This is a genomic window from Kribbella soli, assembly GCF_004331345.1.
GTDB lineage: Bacteria > Actinomycetota > Actinomycetes > Propionibacteriales > Kribbellaceae > Kribbella > Kribbella soli.
In genome coordinates, this window is the sequence record NZ_SJJZ01000001.1 from 823,506 (window position 1) to 845,125 (window position 21,620).

Here is a 21,620-nt window from a genome sequence, read left to right on the forward strand (position 1 = left end):
TCCTGATGAGACGAACCGCCATCGCCCTGATCGCTGCTGCCCTGTTCGGCCTCACGGCCTGCGGCACCAGTGAGCCCGCCGCAACCGACGACGCCAGCAACGCTGCCGCGCAGCCGGTGTCGCTGACCGACGGCCGGAGCAAGAAGCTCGACCTGAAAGCGCCGGCCACCAAGGTCGTCGCGCTGGAATGGGGCGCGGCCGAGAACCTGGTCTCGCTCGGCGTGATGCCGGTCGGGGTCGCGGACACCAAGGGCTACACGAACTGGGTCACCGCGGCCAAGCTGGACCCGTCGGTGAAGGACGTCGGCACCCGCGGTGAGGCCAGCGTCGACGCGATCGTTGCCCTCAACCCCGATCTGGTGATCACCACCACCGACGAGGCGGCGAACACGATCGCGCAGATCGAGAAGGCGACGCCGGTGCTGGTGATCCGCGGCGCGGATGCCGCGAACGCGATCCCGCAGATGAAGACGAACCTGGACCTGATCGGACAGGCGGTCGGGAAGTCGGAGCAGGCCAAGCAGCTGACCGCCGACTTCGACAAGGCGGTTGCCGACGGCAAACAGAAGATCGCGGACGCGGGCAAGGCGGGCACCGGCTTCACGATGGCGGACGGGTACAAGCAGGGCAGCACGATCTCGATCCGGATGTACACGACCGGCTCGCTGCTCGGCGCGGTCACGACCGAACTGGGTCTGAAGAACGGCTGGACCGGTGCCGGCGACAAGGACTACGGCCTCGCGCAGACCGACCTCGAGGGCCTGACCAAGCTGCCCGACGGCGCCTTCCTCTACATTGCCAACAAGAACGACGGCGGCGACGTGTTCGACGGCGACCTGGCCGGTAACGCGATCTGGAAGAACCTCCCGTTCGTGAAGTCGGGCCAGGTCCACCGTCTCCCCGACGGCATCTGGATGTTCGGCGGCCCGAAGTCCACCGAGCAGTTCATCGAGGCCGCAGTCCAGGCAGTCACCTCTTGACCCAGTTGACGGCGCCGGTGCCGAAGGTCGAAAGCCTCCGGCAACCGGTACGCAGGATTCGGGTCGCGGGCGTCTTCGTGCTCGCGTGCGTCGCCATCGTGGTGCTCGCCGCCGTACATCTGACACAGGGGACCTCATCGGTCGGCGCGAGCGACCTGGTGCGGCTGGTGTTCGGTCAGGGGACCGACAACGCGGCGAACGTACTGGTGGCCTCGCGGCTGCCTCGGTTGCTGGCCGGGGTGCTCGTCGGTGTGGCGTTGGGTGTAGCGGGTGCCGGGCTGCAGTCGTTGGCCCGGAATCCGCTCGCCTCGCCGGACACGTTGGGGGTGAACTCCGGGGCCTACCTCGCAGTCGTGGTGGTCGCGGCGTTCGGGGTGTCATTGCCGGTACTGCCGGCAGGTGGGGTCGCGTTCGTCGGCGGGCTTGCGGCCGCTGGTCTGGTACTGGCGTTGTCCGCCGGTGGATCGACCGGGCCGACACGGCTGATCCTCGCGGGATCGGCGGTTGCGATGGCGTTGGGCGGAGTGACGACGCTGATGCTGCTGCTCTTCCGCGAGGAGACCGTCGGCACCTTCGCCTGGGGAGCCGGCACGCTCGTCCAGACCGATCTGCACGCGGTCACCCAGATGGCGCCGGTCGTTGCCGTCGGCATCGTCGGCGCCTTCCTCCTGGCCGCGAACCTCGACATCCTCACCCTCGGCGACGACACCGCCGCGGTCCTCGGCGTCAACGTACGCCGGACGCGCGTGCTCACCACCCTCGTCACCGTCCTGCTCTCCGCGGCAGCCGTCACGGTCGCAGGACCTGTCGGTTTCGTCGGCCTGGTCGCCCCGGTCCTGATCCGGCTCCTCGCCCCGCTCGTTCCCGGTCTGCTCCGGCACCGCGTCCTGCTCCCGCTCTCCGGTCTCGCCGGCTTTCTCGTCGTACTGACGTCGGACGTCGCACTGCGCGCGGCGTTCGGCGGCCAAGCCGGTGTGGAGATCCCGACCGGCATCATGACGATGGTCGTCGGTGCGGTCGTCCTGATCTGGCTGGCCCGCAAGCATCGCGACTCCGGTCCGAGCCGCTCCCCCGCCGGAACCGGCAGCGGACTCCGCAGCCGCCGTACGTTCCTGCTGGTGGCCGTGGGACTGGTCGTTCTCCTGATCGCCGCCGTGCTCACCGCGATGCTCACCGGCGACGCGTTCCTGCGCACCGGCGACCTGGTGAACTGGATCAACGGCCGCTCCGGACGCGCGATCACCTACGTCCTCGACCAGCGCTTCCCCCGCGTCGTCTCCGCCGTACTGTGCGGTGCGGCGCTCGCGATCGCCGGTACGACGGTGCAGGCCGTGTGCCGCAACCCACTCGCCGAACCCGGCATCCTCGGGATCACCGGCGGCGCCGGGGTCGGCGCGATCGCCACGCTCATCCTGTTGCCATCAGCAAGCATCTGGCTGCTGTCCGGGGTCGCAGCGGCGGCTGCGGTGATTACGTTCGGGCTCGTCTACCTGATCTCTTGGCGCGGCGGACTCAGCTCCGATCGGTTGGTGCTGATCGGCGTCGGCGTCTCGTCGGCTGCGACCGCGATCATCACGCTGCTGATCGTCGCTACGGATCCGTGGAACCTGAGTCTCGCGATGACCTGGCTCTCCGGCAGCACCTACGGCCGGACGCTCCCGCAGGTCGCCCCTGTCGCGCTAGCACTGCTAGTCCTCACTCCGTTCATCGTGCACGTACGGCGTGATCTCGATCTGCTCGCGCTGGACGACGACGTACCGCGCATCCTCGGCGTACGCCTCGAGCGGACCCGCCTGCTAGCACTGCTAGCGTCCGCGCTCCTGACGGCAGCGGCCGTGTCCGCGATCGGTGTGGTCGGCTTCGTCGGTCTGGTCGCTCCGCACGCCGCCCGCGCACTCGTCGGCGGACGGCACGCCCGGATCCTCCCGGTCGCCGCACTCCTCGGCGCGATCCTGGTCAGCCTCGCGGACAGCCTCGGCCGCACGGTTCTCGCCCCCGCCCAGATCCCCGCCGGCCTCCTCACCGCCCTGATCGGCGCGCCGTACTTCGTCTACCTGCTCTGGAGAACGCGGGTGCCGGTGCGCTGAGCTCCATGTCAAGATGGGGCGCATGCTGCGCGAACTGCACCTCACCGGCAATCCGGACGCCGACAAGTTGCTCAACGACGACCCGTTCGCCTTGCTGGTCGGCATGCTCCTCGACCAGCAGTACCCGATGGAGCACGCCTTCTCCGGTCCGCTGAAGATCGCGAACCGGATGGACGGTTTCGACCTGCACAAGATCGCCGCGACCGACCTGGAGACGTTCGTCGAACTCTGCGTCACCCCGCCGGCGATCCACCGGTACGGCGGCTCGATGGCCCGCCGCGTGCACGCCCTCGCGCAGGAGATCATCGAGAAGTACGACGGTGAGACCGCGAACATCTGGCTCTCCGGCCGCCCGAAGCCGGACGGCGCCGAGGTGCTGAAGCGGTTGAGGGCACTGCCCGGATTCGGCGAGCAGAAGGCGAAGATCTTCCTGGCCCTGCTCGGCAAGCAGCGCGGCGTGGCACCGAAGGGCTGGCGTGAGGCCGCGGGCAACTACGGCGACGCCGGCTCCCGCCGATCCATCGCCGACGTCACCGACGCCGCATCCCTCGCCGAGGTCCGCTCCTTCAAGAAGGCCGCAAAAGCAGCCGCGAAGGCCTGATCGGCGCGACAGTTGCGCCCGGTCTGTTGCAGGCCGGACGCGGGAGTCAACGGGGATTTCCCTTGTACTCCACGCGATTCCCTGCGAAGTCCGCCGTACCGCCTTATGCTCCTTAAGGCGATGGGAGGAGCGCGGATGGATATCCGGGATCTGGATCGCAGGGCCGGCGCAGTGCTCGGGGAAGTCGTGATGCAGGTACGGGCAGAGCACCTGTGGTTTCCCACCCCGTGCCCCGACTGGACGGTGCGAGGGCTGATGCGCCACCTGGTCAGCCAGAACGAGGGCCTCGCCGCGGCCGCGCTGAACGGATCCGCCTCCGTCCACGTCTGGACCGGCGGCCGCCTCGGCGACAACCCGGCCGGCGCCTACCGCCGCTCGAACGTCCGGGTCGCGGACGCGTTCGCCGACGGTGGCGCATTGGACCGGCTGGTGGAGGTCCGCGAGTTCGGCTCGTTCCCGCGCCGGATCGCGCTGACCTTCCACCAGCTCGACTGCATCGTGCACGCCTGGGACCTGGCCCGCGCGATCGACGTCCAGTACAACCCACCGCCGGACATGGTCGAGCTGGCGCTCACCCTGGCCCGCCGGATCCCCGACACCGAGGCGAACCGCGGCTCCGGCTACGCGTTCGAGCGCAGCGTCAAGGTCTCCGGCACGGCCCCCGACCTCGACCAGCTACTCGGCCTCCTCGGCCGCAACCCGGAGTGGGTCAGCCCGCTCGACTAGCTCGTGTCCGGTGATCCAGCGCCGTACCGAGGAGGTGCTCGGTGCGGTAGCTCGGCGTGCGGGGGCGAAGGTCTCGATGCGGAGCATCGTGGCCTTTGCACCCGTGCGGCGAGGTGCCGTGCCGAGTGCCCCGCAGTAGGCGCTGGATCACCGGACACGAGCTCGGTAGTCGGGCAGGTCGATCGCGTCCGGTTTCGCCACGGCCGACTTCGCCAGTACGCCGGCCAGCAGCCGCGACGTCATCACCCGCAGCACGAAGTCGCGGTAGGCGATCCCGAACGCGCTCATCGGCATCGCCATCTTGATCCCGCCGGGCGGCAGCTCCATCCGCTGCTCGACGTACGCCTGCATCCGGGTCTGGTACGCCGGGAACGCGCGGACGTGATCGCCCTGCGCAGCGGCCAGCTCGCCCGCCAGCACGTACGCGCCGACGAGTGAGAGCGCCGTACCGTGGCCGGCCATCGGTGAACCGCAGTACCCGGCGTCACCGACGAGCGCGACCCGGCCGCGGGACCACTCCGGCACCTCGACCCGGCTGATGGTGTCGAAGTAGAAGTCGTCGGACGCGTCCAACCCGTTCAGGATGTGCGCGGTGTGCCAGCCGAGCCCCTCGAAGCGGGACCGCACCAGCCGCTTCTGCGCCTCCACATCACGCCGGTCATAGGTGAGCAGCGGCGACCGGAAGCTCAACAGCGCCTTCGCGAACCGCGGATCGCGATCCGGCCGCAGGCCGACCCAGCGCCCGCCCGGTGCGGTGTGGATCTTCATCCAGTGCTCCAGATCCTCCGGAGCCTCAACCGTGAAGTACGACGTGTAGCCACCGAGGTGGTGCACGAACTGCTCCTCCGGCCCGAACGCGAGCCGCCGTACCCGGGAATGCACGCCGTCCGCGCCGATCACGAGATCGAACCGCCGCCGCGTCCCGCTCGCGAACGTGACGTCGACACCGCTCGGATCCTGCGTCAGTTCGGTGACCGAGTCGCCGTACAGGTACTCCACCTCACTCGTCGCGTCGGCCAGGATCTCGGCGAGGTCGCCGCGCAGGATCTCGATCTCCGCGACCGGCCCGGCCCCGTCGAGCAGTTCCGCGGGCATCGCCGCGGCCTGCCGCCCGTCGGCCTTCACGTACGCGAGCCCGCGCTCGTGCAGCTGCCGCTCGCCGACGGCCGGCATCAGCCCCATCCGCTCGGCCACCACCCGCGACACCCCGCGCAGGTCCACGGTCTGCCCACCCGGCCGCGGCCCCGGCGCGATCTCCACCACCGTCGGCGCGAACCCGAACCGCCGCAACCAGAACGCCAGCGCCGGCCCCGCAATCCCACCACCGGAAATCAGCACAGTCTTCATATCCCAGCTCCCTCTCACTAGTGCGCGTACGCTGTACACGGTGCACTAGGTGAAGGGATGACGCCAGCGCGCACTAGTGCACCGGGCTGGGTGCACTAGTACCGCCCTGCAGGCAGAACCCCCGGATTGACGCCCTTCGACCCCGAATCGGAGGGTTCTGCCTGCGTGGCGGTTCGCTCAGAGCGTGAGAGCCAGACGGGTCGCTTGCTCGATGGCCCGTTTCGCGTCGAGTTCGGCGGCTACGTCCGCTCCGCCGATCAGGTGGACGGGACGGCCGGTGGCGCGGAGCGCGTCGGCGAGGTCGCGGACCGGTTCCTGGCCGGCGCAGACGACGACCGTGTCGACGGCCAGCACGCGCGCCTTCTCGCGTTTCGGACCGAACGTGACGTGCAGCCCTTCGTCGTCGATGCGTTCGTAGTTCACCTCACGCAACTGCTCGACCTGCTTGTTCTTCAACGCCGCCCGATGCACCCACCCGGTCGTCTTCCCGAGCCCGGCGCCGATCTTCCCCGCCTTGCGCTGCAGGAGATACACCTTGCGCAGGGACGGTTCCGGCTGCGGTACGGCGAGCGCGCCCGGAAGGAGCGTCGGATCGCCGACACCCCACTCCGCCTTCCACGCCGCGAGATCCGGCGAGGTCGTGGTCAGGAACTCGCTGACGTCCACCCCGACCCCGCCGGCCCCGATCACCGCGACCGTGTCCCCGACCGGTTTGTGTTCGCGGACGACTTCGACGTACGAGAGCACCTTGGGGTGATCGATGCCGGGGATCGCGGGCACCCGCGGCACGACGCCGGTCGCGAGCACGATCTCGTCGAACCCGGCCAGGTCGTCGACCCCGGCGCGGCCGCCGAGGTGCAGCTTGACGCCGGTCAGCTCGAGCCGCCGCCGGTAGTACCTGATCGTCTCGGCGAACTCCTCCTTGCCCGGGATCTGCTGGGCGATGCCGAACTGCCCGCCGATCTCCGCATCCGCCTCGAACAGCTCGACGTGATGCCCGCGCTCGGCCGCCGTCACCGCCGCCGCCAGACCAGCCGGTCCGGCCCCGACGACAGCGATACTCTTGGTACGCCGGGTCGGCAGCAACTGCAGCTCGGTCTCCCGGACTGCGCGCGGATTGACCATGCAGCTCGCCTTCTTCTTCGCGAACACATGGTCCAGACACGCCTGGTTGCAGGCGATACACACGTTGATCTCGTCGGCCCGATCGGTCGTTGCCTTGAGCACCCATTCCGGATCGGCCAGGAACGGTCGGGCCATGCTGACCAGATCGGCGTCACCGCGGGCCAGGACCTCTTCGGCGACCTGCGGCAGGTTGATCCGGTTCGACGTGACGACCGGGATCTTCACGTGCGGCTTGAACGCCGCGGTCACGCTGGTGAACGCGGCTCGGGGTACGGACGTGACGATCGTCGGCACCCGTGCCTCGTGCCAGCCGATCCCGGTGTTGATGATCGACGCACCGGCCGCCTCGATCTCCTTGCCCAGCGCAACCACGTCGTCCCAGGTCTGCCCGCCCTCGACCAGGTCGGCCATCGACAGCCGGTAGATGATCAGGAAGTCCTCGCCGACCCGTTCCCGGGTCCGCCGGACGATCTCCACCGCGAGCCGGCGCCGGTTCTCCGGGCTGCCTCCCCAGCGGTCGGTCCGCTTGTTCGTCCGCTCGGCCAGGAACTGGTTGATGAAGTACCCCTCGGATCCCATGATCTCGACGCCGTCGTACCCGGCCTCGCGGGCGAGTGCCGCACAGTCGACGTACGCCTCGATCTGTTGGCGGACGCCGCGATCGGACAGGGCACGTGGCTTGAAGGGGTTGATGGGGGCCTTCAGGGCGGAGGCCGAGACGCTGAACGGGTGGTACGAGTACCGGCCGGCGTGCAGGATCTGGAGCGCGATCCGGCCGCCCTCGGCGTGCACGGCATCGGTGAGCAGGCGATGCTTTCGGGCCTGTCGCCTGGAGGTCAACGTCGATCCGAAGGGCGTCAGCCAGCCGGTGCGGTTCGGCGCGTAGCCGCCGGTCACCATCAGGCCGACACCACCGCGAGCCCGTTCGGCGAAGTATGCCGCCAGCTTGGGCAGATCGCTCAACCGGTCCTCGAGCCCGGTGTGCATCGACCCCATGATCACCCGGTTCGGCAGGACGACATGGCCGAGATCCAACGGCTCCAGCAGGTGCGGGTACGAACTCATCGGTTGTCCTTCCGGAGGGCGTCGATCACCTCGTCGCACCAGGCGACGAAGGATTCCTCGGCGCGGACCCCGCCGCGCAGTACGAGGTACTGGTGCAGGTCGCGGCCGTGCAGCGTGCTCGGCTTCGGGAAGTCCCGTTTCTGGATCCCGCGGTACACCTCGAGCCGCGTGGCGTGCTCCGCCCGGTGCCGCTCGATCTCCTTGAGCACCACGTCCGCGGCACCCAGCGAGGCTCCACGCAGCTTCACCCCGAGCCCGTCGCGCAGTACGGCGGGATCCTCCGGCTCGGCCAGCCAGCGCGACAACTCCGCACGCCCGGCCGCAGCGACCCGGTAGACCTTCTTGTCCGGGCGGCCGTCCTGGGCAATCTCGGTGTGCTTCACCCAGCCCGCCTCGTCCATCCGCCGCAGCACCCGGTAGATCTGCTGGTGCGTGGCCGGCCAGAAGTACCCGATCGACCGGTCGAACCGCCGGGCCAACTCGTACCCGGACCCGGCCCGCTCGGTCAGCGAAACCAGAATCGCGTGCTCCAGCGCCATGACCCTGAGGCTACCTATGCAACCAGTTGCACTGCACCTGATTGCATCCCAGCTCACATCACTTGTCCGAACAAGCTTGGTGGAGTTTGAGAGAATGGTTGCAGACGCCAGCTATTGATCGGAGCACCATGGACGCGCAGGCCCACCCGACCAAGACGACGTTGCCGGGGATCGGTACCCGGTACGACCTGGTCACCGAGGCCGGTAAGCACGTGTCGGTGGTGGTGCACAACGACGGCCGGCGGTTCCTCGGCTTCCACAATCCCGAGGACGACGACGAGTGCCAGGCCACCGTCCCGTTAGGTCAGGGCGAAGCGGCCGCGCTCGCGCAACTGCTGCTCCCGGCGCAGCTCGACCCGGTCCGCGGCGAGATCGAGATCGACCTGGTCACGGAACACATCCCGATCACCGCCAAGTCGCCGTACTCCGGCCGGACGCTCGGCGACACCCAGGCCCGCAGCCGGACCGGCGCGTCGATCGTCGCGGTACTGCGGCGTACCGGGGCTACCCCGTCGCCGACGCCGGACTTCCGGTTCGCGATCGGCGACACCCTGGTCGTGGTCGGCACCCGTGAGGGCGTCGACGCCGTGGCCGAGCTGATCGCGGGGGGCTGAGCATGCACGAGAACATCACCGCCCTGCTGATCGAGCTGGGCGCGGTCATCCTTGCCCTGGGCATCCTCGGCCGGATCGCCGGCCGCCTCGGCTTCTCGCCGATTCCGCTGTACCTGCTGGCCGGGCTGGCGTTCGGGCACGGCGGCTTCCTGCCGCTGGCCGCGAGCGAGGAGTTCGTCGCCACCGGCGCCGAGATCGGCGTGATCCTGCTGCTGTTGCTGCTCGGTCTCGAGTACACCGCCTCCGACCTCGTCAGCACACTGAAGACGCAGTACATCTCCGGAGCGGTCGACTTCCTGCTCAACGCGTTGCCTGGCGCAGCCGTCGCGTTGCTGCTCGGCTGGGGTCCGGTCGCGGCGGTCGCACTGGCCGGCGTCACCTGGATCTCGTCGTCCGGCGTGATCGCGAAGGTCGTCGGGGATCTCGGCCGGCTGGGCAACCGGGAAACGCCGGTGATCCTCGGGATCCTGGTGCTCGAGGACCTGTCGATGGCGGTCTACCTGCCGATCCTCACCGCGCTGCTGGCCGGCGTCGGGCTGGCCGGCGGGAGCATCACGCTGCTGATCTCGCTCGGCACGGTGAGCATCGTGCTGTTCCTCGCACTCCGGTACGGGCGCGTCATCAGCCGGGCCGTTTCCTCGGACAATCCGGAGATGCTGCTGCTCGTCGTCCTCGGCCTCACGCTGCTCGTCGCGGGAATCGCGCAGCAGTTGCAGGTGTCGGCGGCGGTCGGCGCGTTCCTGGTCGGCATCGCGTTGTCCGGCGAGGTCGCCCACGGCGCTCGTAATCTGCTCAGCCCGCTGCGCGACCTGTTCGCCGCGGTGTTCTTCGTGTTCTTCGGCCTGAGCACCGATCCGGCAAAGATCCCGCCGGTGCTGGCGATCGCGTTCGGGCTGGCGATCCTCACCGCACTCACGAAGGTCCTCACCGGTTGGTACGCCGCTCGACGCGCGGGCATCTCGACCGCGGGTCGATGGCGAGCGGGCGGGACACTGGTCGCGCGTGGCGAGTTCTCGATCGTCATCGCCGGTCTCGCGGTCGGTGTCGAACCGAAGCTCGGTCCGCTGGCTACGGCGTACGTGCTGATCCTGGTCATCCTCGGCCCGGTCGCCGCCCGCTACACCGAGCCGCTCGCGCGCCGTCTCACCCGCAAAGCCGCCAAGCCGGCGGGGCCGATCGAGGCCCCGGCCGCGGAACGGCTGGACGACACCGCCAACACAGCCGGCTGAAGCTGGCCGACATTCCGGCGGTCAGCGGACCCGGTTGCCGGCGGCGGCCTGGTCGACGGTCTCGGCGATCCGGCGCTCGCGCGTCTCCGCGCGCTTGGCGAGCGTGATCCACTCGAGGATCGTCCGGCGGGCCGACGGCGAGAAGGCCCGGAAGTTCTCGTCCGCCCGCGGGTCGGCCGCCAGTGCGGCCTGCAGGTCGGGCGGGACGATCAGGTTCTGCGCGTCGGCGAGCAGATCCCACGTCCCGGTACTCCGGGCGTGCGCCACGAGCTCCTCGCCCGGCGGCATCATCAACCCCGCCGCGGTCAGTCGCTCGACGCGCTCGCGGTTCACCTTGCTCCAAGTGCTGCGCGGGTTCCGCGGCGTGAAGCACTGGTACGTCGTCCGGTCGTCGCGGCGGATCGTCTTGCTGTCGATCCACCCGAAGCACAGCGCATGCTCGACCGCGGCCGTGAGGTTCAGGCCGGCCGCCTCGCGGTGCACGACGAGCCAGACGGACCGCTCACTCCGGCCGTTGGCGGTCAGCCAGGCACGCCACTCGTCGACATCCGCGCAGTTCAGGGCCTCGTCTTCGTTCATGAGACCAGCATGCGCCGGATAAGTGCTCATCCAGTGAGCAGTTTTTCTCCGCGTTCGTGATCGAGCAGCGCCTGCTTGCGTTCGATGCCACCGCCGTACCCGGTCAGGTTGCCGGTCGAGCCGACGAGGCGGTGGCACGGCACGATGATGCTGACCGGGTTCTTCCCGTTCGCCAGCCCGACCGCCCGAGCCGACCCCGGCTTCAGGCCGAGCGTTTCCGCGAGACCGCCGTACGTCGTGGTCCTGCCGTACGGGATGTCCTGGAGCGCAGCCCAGACCTCGCGCTGGAACGGCGTACCGACGAGGTGCAGCGGTACGTCGAAGGTCGTGCGGCCGTGATGGAAGTACTCATCCAGCTGCTCGACCACCGCGGGAAGCGCCGCGTCGTCGCGATCACCGAAGCCCGACTGCTCCGGGCGGTAGCGCTGCCGGTCCATGTACAGACCGGTCAACTCGCCCGCATCGGTCCCCACCACCGTGAGCGGACCGAGCGGGCTGTCGACGACGGCGTACGTCACCTGGTGGACTCCCACTGCGCGCGGTCGATCCGGTAGAGCACGTGCCGCTGCAGCCGGTGGCCGTCCGCGATGCGCGGGTGGTCGAAGTCACCGGGCTCGTCGTGCACCATGCCGATTCGCTGCATGACGCGCTGCGACGGCACGTTCGGGACCGCGGTGAACGACACGATCTCGTCCAGCCCGCCCGGCCCGAACCCGTGCGCCAGGGCGGCCCGCGCCGCCTCGGTCGCATAGCCGTTGCCCCAGGCACCCTTCGCGAGCCGCCAGCCGATCTCGACGCCCGGCAGGAAGGGCGCCTCGAAGCTCGGCACCGACAGCCCGGTGAACCCGATGAACTCACCGGTGTCCCGCACCTCCAGTGCCCACAGCCCCCAGCCGCGCTCGTCGATCATCGGAATGCTCCGGTCGATCAGTGCGTCGCTCTGTTCCCGCGTCTGCGTCGCCGGGAAGTGCTCCATCACCGCCGGGTCCGCATTCAGCGCCGCGAACGGCTCCCGGTCCGAGTCGCGCCAGTTCCGCAGCAGCAGCCGGTCGGTGGTCAGTTCGGTCATTCGTCACTCCGTGGGGATCTTGTTGATCGCATGGTCGCCGGTGGCCCACAGGTACTGCACGGCGTACGCACGCCAAGGCCGCCACGCGCGGGCGTGGTCGGTCAGAGGTTTGGGGGCCTCGGGCAAGCCTAGGTCACGCGCGGCGTACCGGATGCCCAGATCGCTGGCCACGAAGGCATCCGGGTCACCGAGCGCGCGCATCGCGATCGACTCCACCGTCCACGGCCCGATCCCGGGCAGCGCGGCCAGTTGCTCGCGCGCGCGATCCCAGTCGGCGCCGGCGCCCAGGTCGATCTCACCGCGGGCGAGCGTCGCGATCAGCGTGGTGAGCGTCGTACGGCGGGACTTCGGGAACGCCAGCGTCTCCGGGTCGAGCTCCGCGAGCGCCTGCATCGTCGGGAACAGATGCGTGAGTCCGCCGGCCGCGTCCTCGATCGGCTCGCCGTGCTGCAGGACCAGGCGATGCGCGTGCGTCCGTGCCGCCGCCGTCGACACCTGCTGGCCGAGCACCGCGCGTACGGCGAACTCCTCGCCGTCGACCGTGTGCGGGACCCGGCGGCCGGGCGCCTTCACGATCAGCGGAGCGAGCACCGGGTCGGTGCCGAGCAGGTCGTCGACCGCGACCGGGTCCGCGTCCAGGTCGAGCATCCGGCGGCAACGGCTGATCGCGATCGCGAGATCGCGCTGGTCGGTGAGCGAGAGCTGGCAGGCGATGTGGTCCGGCATCGGCCGCAGGGCGACGACACCGTGACCGTGCGGAAGTCGCAGCGTGCGGCGGTAGTGGCCGTCGCGCCATTCCTCGACCCCCGGTACGCCGGTCGCGATCAGGTGACCGAAGAGGTTGTCGGGCGTCAACGGGGCGCGGAACGGGAGCCGGAGCGAGATCGTGCCGGGCGCGGCGGACGTCGTACCCCGGCGGGCTCGGCGGCGCAGCTCCGTCGGCGCGAGCGCGAAGACCTCCTGCACGGTTTCGTTGAAGGTCCGCACGCTGGAGAAGCCGGCGGCGAACGCCACGTCGGCCATCTGCAGCTCACTCGTCTCGATCAGCAGCCGCGCGGTCTGCGCACGTTGCGCCCGGGCGAGCGCGAGCGGGCCGGCGCCGAGCTCGGCCTGGAGCTGGCGTTGCACCTGGCGGACGCTGTACCCGAGCTGACCGGCCAGGCCCGGTACGCCGTCGCGGTCGACGACGCCGTCCGCGATCAGGCGCATCGCCCGGGCGACCAGGTCGGCGCGGTCGTTCCACTCGGGTGAACCCGGGCTCGCGTCGGGACGGCACCGCTTGCAGGCGCGGAACCCGGCCTGCTGGGCAGCGGCCGCGCTCGGGTAGAACCGCATGTTCTCCACCTTCGGCGGCACCACCGGGCAACTCGGCCGGCAGTAGATCTTGGTGGTCAGCACCGCCGTGAAGAACCACCCGTCGAACCGCGCGTCCTTGGACTGCACCGCCCGGATGCATCGCTCCCTACACTCGTACACGCCCTCCAGCATCCCTGCCGCCACCGACAGTTCCTAGCGGTTTTGCGACATGGAGGTACAGCGGTCGCGATTTTGCGACGCGAGGATCCGGTGGCCGATTCTCGCCAGCTTCGCCGTCGTCGCGCGGCTGAACTTGAAGGCATGAACGAACTACTTGGCAAGAAGGCTTTGGTCACCGGCGGTAGCCGCGGGATCGGCGCGGCGACCGCCGTCGCACTGGCGGAGCGTGGCGCGGACGTCGCGATCACGTACCACTCGTCTGCGGACGCCGCGGCTTCGGTGGTGAAGGAGATCGAGGCACTCGGGCGGCGCGGGTTCGCGTACGCCGTCGACTCGGGTGATGCGGTGGCGGTCGGTGACGGCGTACGTCGGGCCGCGGAATCCCTTGGCGGGTTGGACATCCTGGTCAACAACGCCGGCGTCGGCGCGATCGCCCCGATCACCGACCTCACGTTGGAGGACGTCGACCGAGTCATCGCCGTCAACGTCCGCGGGGCCTATGCGGCCGCGCAGGCCGCCGTACCGCGGCTGTCCGACGGCGGCCGGATGATCCACCTCGGCAGCTGCGTGACGGGGCGGGTGCCCGGTCCGGGGATGACGCTGTACGCGATGAGCAAGTCCGCGATGACCGGCCTGAGCACGAGCCTCGCCCGCGAACTCGGGCCGCGCGGCATCACGTCCAACATCGTCCACCCGGGTCCGATCGACACCGACATGAACCCGGCCGACGGCCCGTTCGCCGCCGCCCAACTGACCAACCTGGCCCTCCCCCGCTTCGGCACCTCTGCGGAGGTAGCCGCCGCCATCACCTACCTGGCCGGCCCGAACGCCACATACATCACCGGCACCGCCCTAACCATCGACGGCGGCCACACCGCCTAACGCACCCAAGAACGGGTAGTGCACCCCGACGGACTGCACCACGAACCCGGTGCACGGCGCACTCAAGCGCCCCAGCCCTCGCCTGCCGACCGTCCCGCTCCAGCACTACCCGTTCTTCCGCACGCCGCCAAACCCACCCGCCGCCTCACCAAAACCCGCGCCAACACGAAGGGATATCCCTCCGCGTTGTGGGTTCTCTGCTGGTATGCGAGGGGAGAACCCACAACAGGACGGGTTATCCCCTCGGGTGTCGGTGGGTGGGGTTAGCGTCGGGTGGGTGAAGTTTTCGGTGACGGTTGGGGCGGTGGGACTCGGGCGGGACCCGCGGGGGCTGGCGGAGCTTGCCCGGGTTGTGGAGGGGTCCGGGTGGGACGGGTTGTTCTTGGAGGACTACCTCGTCTACCAGGGGGACGCGGCCCAGCCGACGTACGACCCGTGGATCTGCCTGGCGGCGATGGCGATGAGTACCGAGCGGATCCGGATCGGGACGACCGTTACGCCGCTGCCTCGGCGGCGACCGTGGAAGGTGGCGGCGGAGGCGGTGGCGTTGGATCAGCTGTCCGGCGGGCGGATGATCCTCGGCGTCGGGATCGGGGACCCGGGTGATCCGTTCCAGGAGAGCAGCAGTCCGCGGGTGCTCGCGGAGATGCTCGACGAGGGGCTCGCGGTCATCGACGAGTTGTGGACCGGGCGGCCGGTGTCCTTCAGCGGGAAGCACTACACGCTGAAGGACGTGCAGCTGACGGCGCGGGCGGTGCAGGAGCCGAGGATTCCGATCTGGGTAGGAGGCAACTTTCTCGTGCCCGCCGTACGGCGGCGGATTCTCCGCTGGGACGGCTCCTGCGCGTACAAAGGCAGCACCGACGCACCCCAGCAAATCACGCCGGACGACGTCCGCGAATTACGAGCCGACAGCCGCCGGGATCTCGACGTGAAGGTGAGCGGCGGGGACCCGGCCGCGTTCGCCGAGGCCGGCGCCACCTGGTGGGGCCGGTGGATCCCACCACTGTCCGTCGCGGAGACGCGAGCCATCATCGAGCAAGGACCTCCGACACTTTGAACCGTTGACAGCGCGAAGGGCGTCGAGAGAGACTGCGGATGTTTTTAACGTTCAAAACGTCCGTGGGAGGTCGCTGTGGCTACTTTGAAGCAGGTCGCCGCCCACGCCGAGGTCTCCGTGCAGACGGTGTCGAACGCGTTGAACGCCCCGCACCGCTTGCGTGCGGACACGCTCGAACGGGTCAACCGCTCCATCGAGCTGCTCAACTACCGGCCCAATCGTAACGCCCGCAGTCTCCGCACCAGCGCGGTCGAGCTGATCGGGTACTGCGTGCCGAGCTGGCCGAACCACACGCACCTGGTGATGGACCAGTTCCTGCACGCCCTCTGCGCCGCAGCCGAACGCACCGGCCGGCACATCCTGCTCTTCACCGCACCGGGCGGCGTCGACGGTATGCCGACGTACGACGACCTGCACGCCCGCCGGATGGTGGACGGGTTCGTCCTGTCGCAGACCGAGACGCACGACCCGCGGCACGGCTGGCTGAAGGAACAGGACATCCCGTTCGTCAGCTTCGGCCGGGTGTGGAAGCAGACCACGCAACCCGGCCCGTGGGTGGACGTCGACGGCGCGGCCGGCTCCGCGATGGCCGTCCGGCACCTGCACGAGAGCGGCCGTCGCCGGATCGCCTTCCTGGGCTGGCCGAAGTTGTCCGGGCTGGGCGAGGACCGGCTCGGCGGCTGGCGTGACGCGTGCAAGGACCTCGGTCTGCCGACGACCGGGCTGACTGTCCGGTGCCGCGAGGACAGTATCGAGGAAGGCGCTCGCGCCACCGCGCGGATGCTCGACACCGGCCGTACCGTCGACGGGATCGTTGCCCTGAGCGACATTCTCGCGCTCGGCGCGCTCCGCGAGCTCACCCGCCGCGGCCTCACCCCCGGCCACGACGTCGGCGTCACCGGCTTCGACGACTCCCCGCTCGCGGAGGTCGTCTCCCCCGGCCTGACCAGCCTCCGGCAACCGATGGACCAGATCGCCGAAGAGCTGATCACGATCCTGACCGGCACCGTCAACGGGAGCCCGGTCGAACGTTTGTTGCGGCCAGAACTGGTGATCAGGGGCAGCTCGGCCCCTGGCTGATTTTCGGCGCTTCTCCCCGGGCGCCGCGAGAAGGAGGAACCGCCATGACTCCCTATCCGATCAACCGAACCCCACCCCGCCGGAAACCGGTGCGCAAGGTGGCCGGCGTCGCTCTGCTGGCCACCGCCGTCGTGCTGGCCGGCACCGCCTCGGCCACCGCCGGCTCTTCCGGCACCGCCGCAACTGGAGGAACCCGGGCGACGACACCCTCCGAACTCTCGGAGACCACCCGCCTCGCCGACCGCCGTTCGCTCGTCGTCGGCGACCGCGCCTACGCGATGGGCGACGAGTCCGGTCTCTACCCCGCCACCGGGTGGCACGTCCGCGGTGAGATGGGCGGCTTCTGGTCGCAGCCGATCAAGCTCCTGGACGGCATCTGGTTCGGGCTCGACGGGAACTGGCTCGGCAAGCAGGTGCCCGCCGCGAAGTACACCAGCGGCCACGGCTACAGCCGGATCGACTACTCCGGTGCCGTGAACGTACGCCGTACCGACTTCGTCCCCGACGGCATCCGCGCGACGCTGGTCGGCCTCACCCTCAGTTCGAGTACGGCGAAGACCGTCAAGCTCGACGTCGACGCGCACTCCGAGCTGATGCAGCCGTACCCGTGGGGCTGGACCAAACCGAGCGCCGCGGACGCGAACCTGCCCGACACCGGCGACTTCAGCGACGGCGCGCTCCGCTTCCGCGAGCAGGGCACCCCGTCGTACCCGAACGCGACCGCGCACGACTACGCCGCGTTCGTCGGATCGTCCCTGCGTCCGACGAGCCACCAACTCGGCGCGGACCACCGCGGACCGCAGAGCCCGGCGGTGACGTGCCCGGCCGACGGTACGACGCCCGCGCGGTGCGACGACTCGCTCGTCGGGAAAGGCACCGGCGGCCGGCTCACGTACGACGTACAGCTGGCGGCCGGTCAACAGAAGACGATCTGGTTCGCCGTCGCCGGATCCGATCAAGGCAGCCCGGCCGCGGAACGCGAGTACGGCAAGGCCCTGAGTAACCCGGACAAGTTGCTGCGGGCAAAGACTGCCGCGCGGCAGCAGATCGATGCGCAGTCCGCAGTGGACCTTCCTGGTGACCGTCTCCTGCAGCAGAGCGTCGAGTGGAGCAAGCAGAACCTCGCGGACTCGGTCCAGGAGGCGCGCAACCTGCAGATCCGGGACGTGAACGAAGGCAAGGACTACCCGGCACCGGTCGGGACGGTGCCGACCGCCCGCTGGTTCGGCGCCGGCTTCCCGGACTATCCGTGGCTCTTCGCGACCGATGGTGAGTACACGGCGTTCGCGGCCGTCGCCGCCGGTCAGTTCGACACCGTGAAGGAGCACCTGCGGGCACTCCGCGATGTCAGCGACCTTCTGAACAACCGCAGCGGCAAGGTCGCGCACGAGGTGACGCCGACCGGTGACGTGTACTTCGGCTCGAACCAGAGCGCGGGCAACACCGACGAGACGGTGAAGTTCCCGAGTACTGTCGCACTGCTGTGGCGGTGGACCGGTGACAACAAGTTCCGCGACGAGATGTACGACTTCAGCGTCCGGAACCTGCAGTACATCTACAAGACCCTCGACAAGGACAACGACGGCTGGCCCGAGGGTCTGGCGAATGTCGAGCGCGCGGGCATGGGGGTCGAGAAGCTCGACAGCACCGTGTACCTCGCCCGCGGTCTGCGGGACCTGGCCGACCTCGCGGCGTCCAAGCACGACACGAAGGTGCAGCAGTGGGCGACCGGCCGCGCCAACGACCTCGAGGCCAAGTTCGAGGCGCAGTGGTGGGTGCCGGCGGCGAAGGGGTACGCCGACTCGGTCGACGACCCGGCCAACCCGGCGAACGACAACACCCCGATCTTCCAGCGGCACTGGATCGGCGTCACACCGATGGAAGCAGTACTGACCCGTCCGGGCCAGACGTCGCCGCTCGCGTCGGCCGAGCACGCGAAGACCGCGCTCGACCAGCGCGAAACCTCTTGCTACACAGGGGAATTCGGACTCTTCCACACCGGCAGCGGCCCGACGTCCGCCGAGGGCGGCAACCGCGGCGACGCGTGTGACCCGATCGTTTCCCAGGTCCAGAGCGAGCGCACCATGTTCGGTCTGAACACGTCGATCATGGCCGTTGCGGAGGGCAACTTCGGCCGTCTGGGCGTGAAGCAGCAGCAGCGGTACACCACCGGCAACGCCCGGATCCAGCTCGACCCGTCGGTCTGGGAGACACCCGGCGCGATGCCGGAGATCGCTCCGTCGCCGGACTCGCCGGCGAACATCGGCCGGCCGTTCTACGACCGCTCGATGGCGCTGCAGGCCTGGGGCGCGTACGGCATCCTCTGGCCGGTGGTCCACCAGCAGCTCGGCGTCGATCCCGATCTGGGACACGGGCGGATCGCCGTCGTACCGCAACTCCCGGAAGGCCAGCAGAAGGTGGCCGGTAGCAACATCCGGGTCGGTCGCGGTTCGGTCGACGTGTCGGCACGCCTTACAGGTAAGGCGTTGTCGACCGAGGTGACCGCGAAGGGCGTCGGCGCGGCGCTCACGGTCGGCGCCGTACTGCCGACCGGCGCGCAGGTGCAGAGCGTGGCGGTCGACGGTCACGCAGCGCAGTACAAGCTCGTGACGACGAGCCGTGGAACAGAGGTCCAGGTGCCGGCGCGCGGTGCGCGGACGTCACTGACGATCACTCTCAAGTGACCTGAGGAACCCCCCGGCCGGTGCGCAACCGTTCTGCGCACCGGCCGGCTTTGTCATGCCCGGTAATCGGTACTGCGGAGTCTTGATGAACACAAGAAGGCGGGCCCCTCCGAGTATGAGTCGGAGGGGCCCGCACAGCTGAAGGAAGGTGACGTCTCCAGCTTCCCGATACGGGTCCGTGGAGGCCGGCAGACCCCGTCACCGGTCTACCTCGGTGGGGATCCCCACCGCGAGGGCCCTCGGTTTCCGTTCGACCCGCCGCTCCGATCGAAGCAGCGTGTCGACCTTTCTACCGCTGTCGGCGGGCCCGGCACAACCCTTTCCAGGCAACAGTTTCGGTCGTCCACAGTGTTACCGCAGCCATCCACAGAAACCGTCCGAGTTATACACACCCCCTGTGCATAACCCCCTTAGCCCTTAGGTGGTTTGACTCCCATCGGTTGCAGGAGCCGGTACCCGCAGTACACGCCGAGCACACTGACCACGAGAACGGCGGGTACGGCGACGGCGAGTGGCGGACGGTGGTAACCGATGTTGTTGAGCGCGTCCGCGAGCCACTGCGCGACGAGCAGGAACTCGGCCGCCGCCGCGGGCACGAGGGCGAGCGGCAGCAGCAAGATGCCGCGCCAGGTTCCGAACCGGACGAACGTGATGCCGAGCAGCCAGCCCGTCACCTCGTGGGCGACGATCATCAGGAAGAACTCGGCGAACACCAGACCGACCTGCGACGTACTCGTGAACAGGTGCGGGTTGGCCAGTTTGTCGGGCCAGTCCTGCCACGCGTACAGAACGTGTTCCACCTGGTAGACCAGCACCCACAGCAGCGACGTGGCCGCCGCCGCGCCGGCAAGATAGATGCCTGCGGCAACCGAAAACATCCGGCGGGTGATGCCCTGGGAGATGAGCAGCGCGAAGTACGCCGGCGTGACGGTGATACCGAGCGCCATCGAGAAGTACTTCGGTGACTGGGTTCCGTAGTCCCACGCGCTGCTGGTGACGCCGTTGGCCAGGACCTGGAAGAGGACCCCGACGAGGAACAACGCGAAGACCATCACCGCCCAGTAGCCGAGCAGCATCGGCCGCAGACCGACCGCCAACGCCCGCAGCACATGCTTGAGCCGATGCCAGTCGGTAACACCACGCGGCAGTGCCTTGGTCTGGACCGCCGTACTCATGACTTGACCCCCGTGAGGTGGACGAAGAGATCTTGGAGGCCGACCGGGCCGATCTCCAGGCCGGCGGCGGTCGCCTGGGCGAGCAGCGCCGGGTCGAGGTCGCCGAGGACCGTGGACGACTTGGTGCCGCCGAGCCGTTCCTCCGCGAGCACGGTGAAGCCGCCGGTGAACTCGTCGACGGCCGCGGCCGGACCGACGATCGAGGCGCCACGCCCGCGAAGCGCGTCCACCGGCGACTGGGTGACGAGGCGGCCCTGGTCCAGGATCACGACCTCCTCGAGCATCGCGCTCACTTCGCTGACCAGATGGGTGGAGAGCACGATCGTGCGCGGCACCTCGGCGTAGTCGGCGAGCAGCATGTCGTAGAAGAGGTTCCGGGACGGCACGTCCATGCCCAGGTAGCTCTCGTCGAAGATCGTCAGCGGGGCGCGGCTGGCGAGGCCGAGGACGACACCGAGCGCGGATTTCTTACCGCGGGAGAGCTTCTGGATCTTCTTGTTCAGCGGGACCTCGAAGCGGTCCAGGAGGTCGCCGGCGAGGTCGGCGTCCCAGTACGGGCGCAGCGCCGCCGCGAGCCCGACCGCGTGCTTGACGGGTACGGCGTCCGGACGGTCACCGGACTCGCGGATCAGGCACACCCGGCTCGTCACGACCGCGTTCTCGTACGGCTCCTGCGCCGTACCGAGGTCGCCGCCCTCGATCAGCACCCGCCCCTCGTCGGGCCGCCGGAAACCGGCCAGCGTCGCGGCGAGCGTGCTCTTGCCGGACCCGTTCCGGCCGAGCAACCCGTGGATCTTCCCCGGCGCGAGACGCAGATCGAGCCGGTCCAGCGCGGGCACACCGGCGAACCGGACCGAGAGGTCCTCGGTCCTGACAGTCAGGGCGGCGGTCATCAGGCTTCTCCGTACGAGCGAATGTGCTGAACGATGTCCTTCAAGGGGATGCCGATCGCCTTGGCCTCGCGGATCATCGGGTCGACGACGTCGGCGAAGAACGAGTCGCGGCGGCCGGTGCGGAGCAGGTCGCGGGCGTTCGGCGCGACGAACATGCCGATCCCGCGCTTCTTGTAGAGCACGCCGTCGTCGACCAGTTGGGCGAACCCCTTGGCCGCGGTGGCCGGGTTGATCCGGTAGAAGGCGGCGTACTGATTGGTCGACATCACCTGCTCGTCCTCGGCCAGCGCGCCGGTCACGATGTCGTTCTTGATCTGCTCGGCGATCTGCAGGTAGATCGGACTCCGGTCGTCGAACACCATCCACCCCCTTCATCGGTTCATTACCTGAGTAACGAACCATAGCGCCG

The 21,620-nt window shown here is 69.3% G+C and carries 20 protein-coding genes; 10 read left to right on the plus strand and 10 right to left on the minus strand.

Annotated features, from left to right (window positions below; all coding sequences use genetic code 11):
* The first annotated feature begins 5 nt into the window (after positions 1–5).
* The 4 genes from E0H45_RS04150 (at position 6) to E0H45_RS04165 (ending at position 4,394) form a co-directional block, all read left to right on the plus strand.
* Positions 6–980, plus strand: a complete 975-nt coding sequence (locus E0H45_RS04150) for an ABC transporter substrate-binding protein (RefSeq protein ID WP_131334928.1) — start codon at positions 6–8, stop codon at positions 978–980.
* Positions 977–3,067 carry an iron ABC transporter permease gene (locus tag E0H45_RS04155; protein ID WP_131334929.1) on the plus strand — a complete coding sequence of 697 codons (2,091 nt, stop codon included), beginning with the start codon at positions 977–979 and terminating at the stop codon, positions 3,065–3,067. Before E0H45_RS04150 ends, E0H45_RS04155 begins: the two co-directional genes overlap by 4 nt.
* 22 nt (positions 3,068–3,089) lie before the next feature.
* A complete protein-coding gene (locus tag E0H45_RS04160; RefSeq protein WP_131334930.1) occupies positions 3,090–3,668 on the plus strand; it encodes an HhH-GPD-type base excision DNA repair protein in 579 nt (192 codons plus the stop codon).
* 135 nt (positions 3,669–3,803) lie between these two features.
* Positions 3,804–4,394, plus strand: coding sequence for a TIGR03086 family metal-binding protein (locus tag E0H45_RS04165; protein WP_131334931.1), 591 nt, complete (start codon positions 3,804–3,806; stop codon positions 4,392–4,394).
* A 147-nt stretch (positions 4,395–4,541) separates the two neighbouring features.
* On the opposite strand, the gene E0H45_RS04175 is transcribed toward E0H45_RS04165, so the two are convergent.
* The 3 genes from E0H45_RS04175 to E0H45_RS04185 form a co-directional block, all read right to left on the minus strand.
* The gene (locus E0H45_RS04175; RefSeq protein WP_131334932.1) at positions 4,542–5,741 is read right to left on the minus strand and encodes an FAD-dependent monooxygenase; all 1,200 of its coding nucleotides are present in this window, start codon (positions 5,739–5,741) and stop codon (positions 4,542–4,544) included.
* Positions 5,742–5,918: 177 nt separating this feature from the next.
* Complete coding sequence (locus tag E0H45_RS04180) at positions 5,919–7,931, minus strand: NADPH-dependent 2,4-dienoyl-CoA reductase (protein WP_131334933.1); 2,013 nt, start codon at positions 7,929–7,931, stop codon at positions 5,919–5,921.
* Positions 7,928–8,470 (minus strand): PadR family transcriptional regulator, encoded by a 543-nt coding sequence (locus tag E0H45_RS04185; RefSeq protein WP_131334934.1) that lies wholly within the window; start codon positions 8,468–8,470, stop codon positions 7,928–7,930. The genes E0H45_RS04180 and E0H45_RS04185 overlap by 4 nt, the downstream gene beginning before the upstream one ends.
* A 128-nt stretch (positions 8,471–8,598) precedes the next feature.
* Between E0H45_RS04185 and E0H45_RS04190 the strand changes: the two genes are divergently transcribed.
* On the plus strand, positions 8,599–9,084 hold the full coding sequence (locus E0H45_RS04190; protein WP_131334935.1) for a cation:proton antiporter regulatory subunit: 486 nt from the start codon (positions 8,599–8,601) through the stop codon (positions 9,082–9,084).
* Positions 9,085–9,086: 2 nt separating this feature from the next.
* Complete coding sequence (locus E0H45_RS04195; protein WP_131334936.1) at positions 9,087–10,313, plus strand: cation:proton antiporter; 1,227 nt, start codon at positions 9,087–9,089, stop codon at positions 10,311–10,313.
* A gap of 21 nt (positions 10,314–10,334) precedes the next feature.
* On the opposite strand, the gene E0H45_RS04200 is transcribed toward E0H45_RS04195, so the two are convergent.
* From E0H45_RS04200 to E0H45_RS04215, 4 genes are read right to left on the minus strand one after another with little or no spacing between them, the layout of a single operon-like run.
* Entirely contained in the window at positions 10,335–10,892 is a 558-nt protein-coding gene (locus E0H45_RS04200; RefSeq protein WP_131334937.1) for a YdeI/OmpD-associated family protein, read from the minus strand.
* 26 nt (positions 10,893–10,918) lie between these two features.
* Positions 10,919–11,410: a methylated-DNA--[protein]-cysteine S-methyltransferase gene (locus E0H45_RS04205; RefSeq protein WP_131334938.1), complete on the minus strand. Its 492-nt coding sequence runs from the start codon at positions 11,408–11,410 to the stop codon at positions 10,919–10,921.
* On the minus strand, positions 11,407–11,961 hold the full coding sequence (locus tag E0H45_RS04210) for a GNAT family N-acetyltransferase (protein WP_131334939.1): 555 nt from the start codon (positions 11,959–11,961) through the stop codon (positions 11,407–11,409). Before E0H45_RS04210 ends, E0H45_RS04205 begins: the two co-directional genes overlap by 4 nt.
* Positions 11,962–11,964: 3 nt before the next feature.
* Positions 11,965–13,437 (minus strand): AlkA N-terminal domain-containing protein, encoded by a 1,473-nt coding sequence (locus E0H45_RS04215; protein ID WP_131334940.1) that lies wholly within the window; start codon positions 13,435–13,437, stop codon positions 11,965–11,967.
* Between the two features lie 141 nt (positions 13,438–13,578).
* On the opposite strand from E0H45_RS04215, the gene E0H45_RS04220 reads away from it, so the two are divergent.
* The 4 genes from E0H45_RS04220 (at position 13,579) to E0H45_RS04235 (ending at position 19,143) form a co-directional block, all read left to right on the plus strand.
* Positions 13,579–14,319 (plus strand): SDR family NAD(P)-dependent oxidoreductase, encoded by a 741-nt coding sequence (locus E0H45_RS04220; protein WP_131334941.1) that lies wholly within the window; start codon positions 13,579–13,581, stop codon positions 14,317–14,319.
* A gap of 277 nt (positions 14,320–14,596) precedes the next feature.
* Positions 14,597–15,379, plus strand: a complete 783-nt coding sequence (locus tag E0H45_RS04225; protein ID WP_131334942.1) for an LLM class flavin-dependent oxidoreductase — start codon at positions 14,597–14,599, stop codon at positions 15,377–15,379.
* A gap of 75 nt (positions 15,380–15,454) precedes the next feature.
* The gene (locus E0H45_RS04230) at positions 15,455–16,459 is read left to right on the plus strand and encodes a LacI family DNA-binding transcriptional regulator (RefSeq protein ID WP_131334943.1); all 1,005 of its coding nucleotides are present in this window, start codon (positions 15,455–15,457) and stop codon (positions 16,457–16,459) included.
* A gap of 44 nt (positions 16,460–16,503) precedes the next feature.
* Complete coding sequence (locus E0H45_RS04235; RefSeq protein ID WP_131334944.1) at positions 16,504–19,143, plus strand: glucosidase family protein; 2,640 nt, start codon at positions 16,504–16,506, stop codon at positions 19,141–19,143.
* 410 nt (positions 19,144–19,553) lie between these two features.
* Here the strand turns inward: E0H45_RS04235 and E0H45_RS04240 are convergent, their stop codons facing one another.
* Genes E0H45_RS04240 through E0H45_RS04250 form a run of 3 tightly spaced genes read right to left on the minus strand, consistent with a single transcriptional unit; the run spans position 19,554 to position 21,573 of the window.
* Positions 19,554–20,318: a hypothetical protein gene (locus tag E0H45_RS04240; protein WP_131334945.1), complete on the minus strand. Its 765-nt coding sequence runs from the start codon at positions 20,316–20,318 to the stop codon at positions 19,554–19,556.
* Entirely contained in the window at positions 20,315–21,211 is an 897-nt protein-coding gene (locus E0H45_RS04245; protein ID WP_131334946.1) for an ATP-binding cassette domain-containing protein, read from the minus strand. Before E0H45_RS04245 ends, E0H45_RS04240 begins: the two co-directional genes overlap by 4 nt.
* Positions 21,211–21,573, minus strand: coding sequence for a GntR family transcriptional regulator (locus E0H45_RS04250; protein WP_238154788.1), 363 nt, complete (start codon positions 21,571–21,573; stop codon positions 21,211–21,213). Before E0H45_RS04250 ends, E0H45_RS04245 begins: the two co-directional genes overlap by 1 nt.
* Between the last annotated feature and the right edge of the window lie 47 nt (positions 21,574–21,620).

Coding starts and splice junctions, on each gene's coding strand:
- E0H45_RS04150 (WP_131334928.1), top strand. CDS start 6: ATGAGACGAACCGCCATCGCCCTGATCGCTGCTGCCCTGTTCGGCCTC.
- E0H45_RS04160 (WP_131334930.1), top strand. CDS start 3,090: ATGCTGCGCGAACTGCACCTCACCGGCAATCCGGACGCCGACAAGTTG.
- E0H45_RS04165 (WP_131334931.1), top strand. CDS start 3,804: ATGGATATCCGGGATCTGGATCGCAGGGCCGGCGCAGTGCTCGGGGAA.
- E0H45_RS04175 (WP_131334932.1), bottom strand. CDS start 5,741: ATGAAGACTGTGCTGATTTCCGGTGGTGGGATTGCGGGGCCGGCGCTG.
- E0H45_RS04180 (WP_131334933.1), bottom strand. CDS start 7,931: ATGAGTTCGTACCCGCACCTGCTGGAGCCGTTGGATCTCGGCCATGTC.
- E0H45_RS04185 (WP_131334934.1), bottom strand. CDS start 8,470: ATGGCGCTGGAGCACGCGATTCTGGTTTCGCTGACCGAGCGGGCCGGG.
- E0H45_RS04190 (WP_131334935.1), top strand. CDS start 8,599: ATGGACGCGCAGGCCCACCCGACCAAGACGACGTTGCCGGGGATCGGT.
- E0H45_RS04195 (WP_131334936.1), top strand. CDS start 9,087: ATGCACGAGAACATCACCGCCCTGCTGATCGAGCTGGGCGCGGTCATC.
- E0H45_RS04200 (WP_131334937.1), bottom strand. CDS start 10,892: ATGAACGAAGACGAGGCCCTGAACTGCGCGGATGTCGACGAGTGGCGT.
- E0H45_RS04210 (WP_131334939.1), bottom strand. CDS start 11,961: ATGACCGAACTGACCACCGACCGGCTGCTGCTGCGGAACTGGCGCGAC.
- E0H45_RS04220 (WP_131334941.1), top strand. CDS start 13,579: ATGAACGAACTACTTGGCAAGAAGGCTTTGGTCACCGGCGGTAGCCGC.
- E0H45_RS04235 (WP_131334944.1), top strand. CDS start 16,504: ATGACTCCCTATCCGATCAACCGAACCCCACCCCGCCGGAAACCGGTG.
- E0H45_RS04240 (WP_131334945.1), bottom strand. CDS start 20,318: ATGAGTACGGCGGTCCAGACCAAGGCACTGCCGCGTGGTGTTACCGAC.
- E0H45_RS04245 (WP_131334946.1), bottom strand. CDS start 21,211: ATGACCGCCGCCCTGACTGTCAGGACCGAGGACCTCTCGGTCCGGTTC.
- E0H45_RS04250 (WP_238154788.1), bottom strand. CDS start 21,573: ATGGTGTTCGACGACCGGAGTCCGATCTACCTGCAGATCGCCGAGCAG.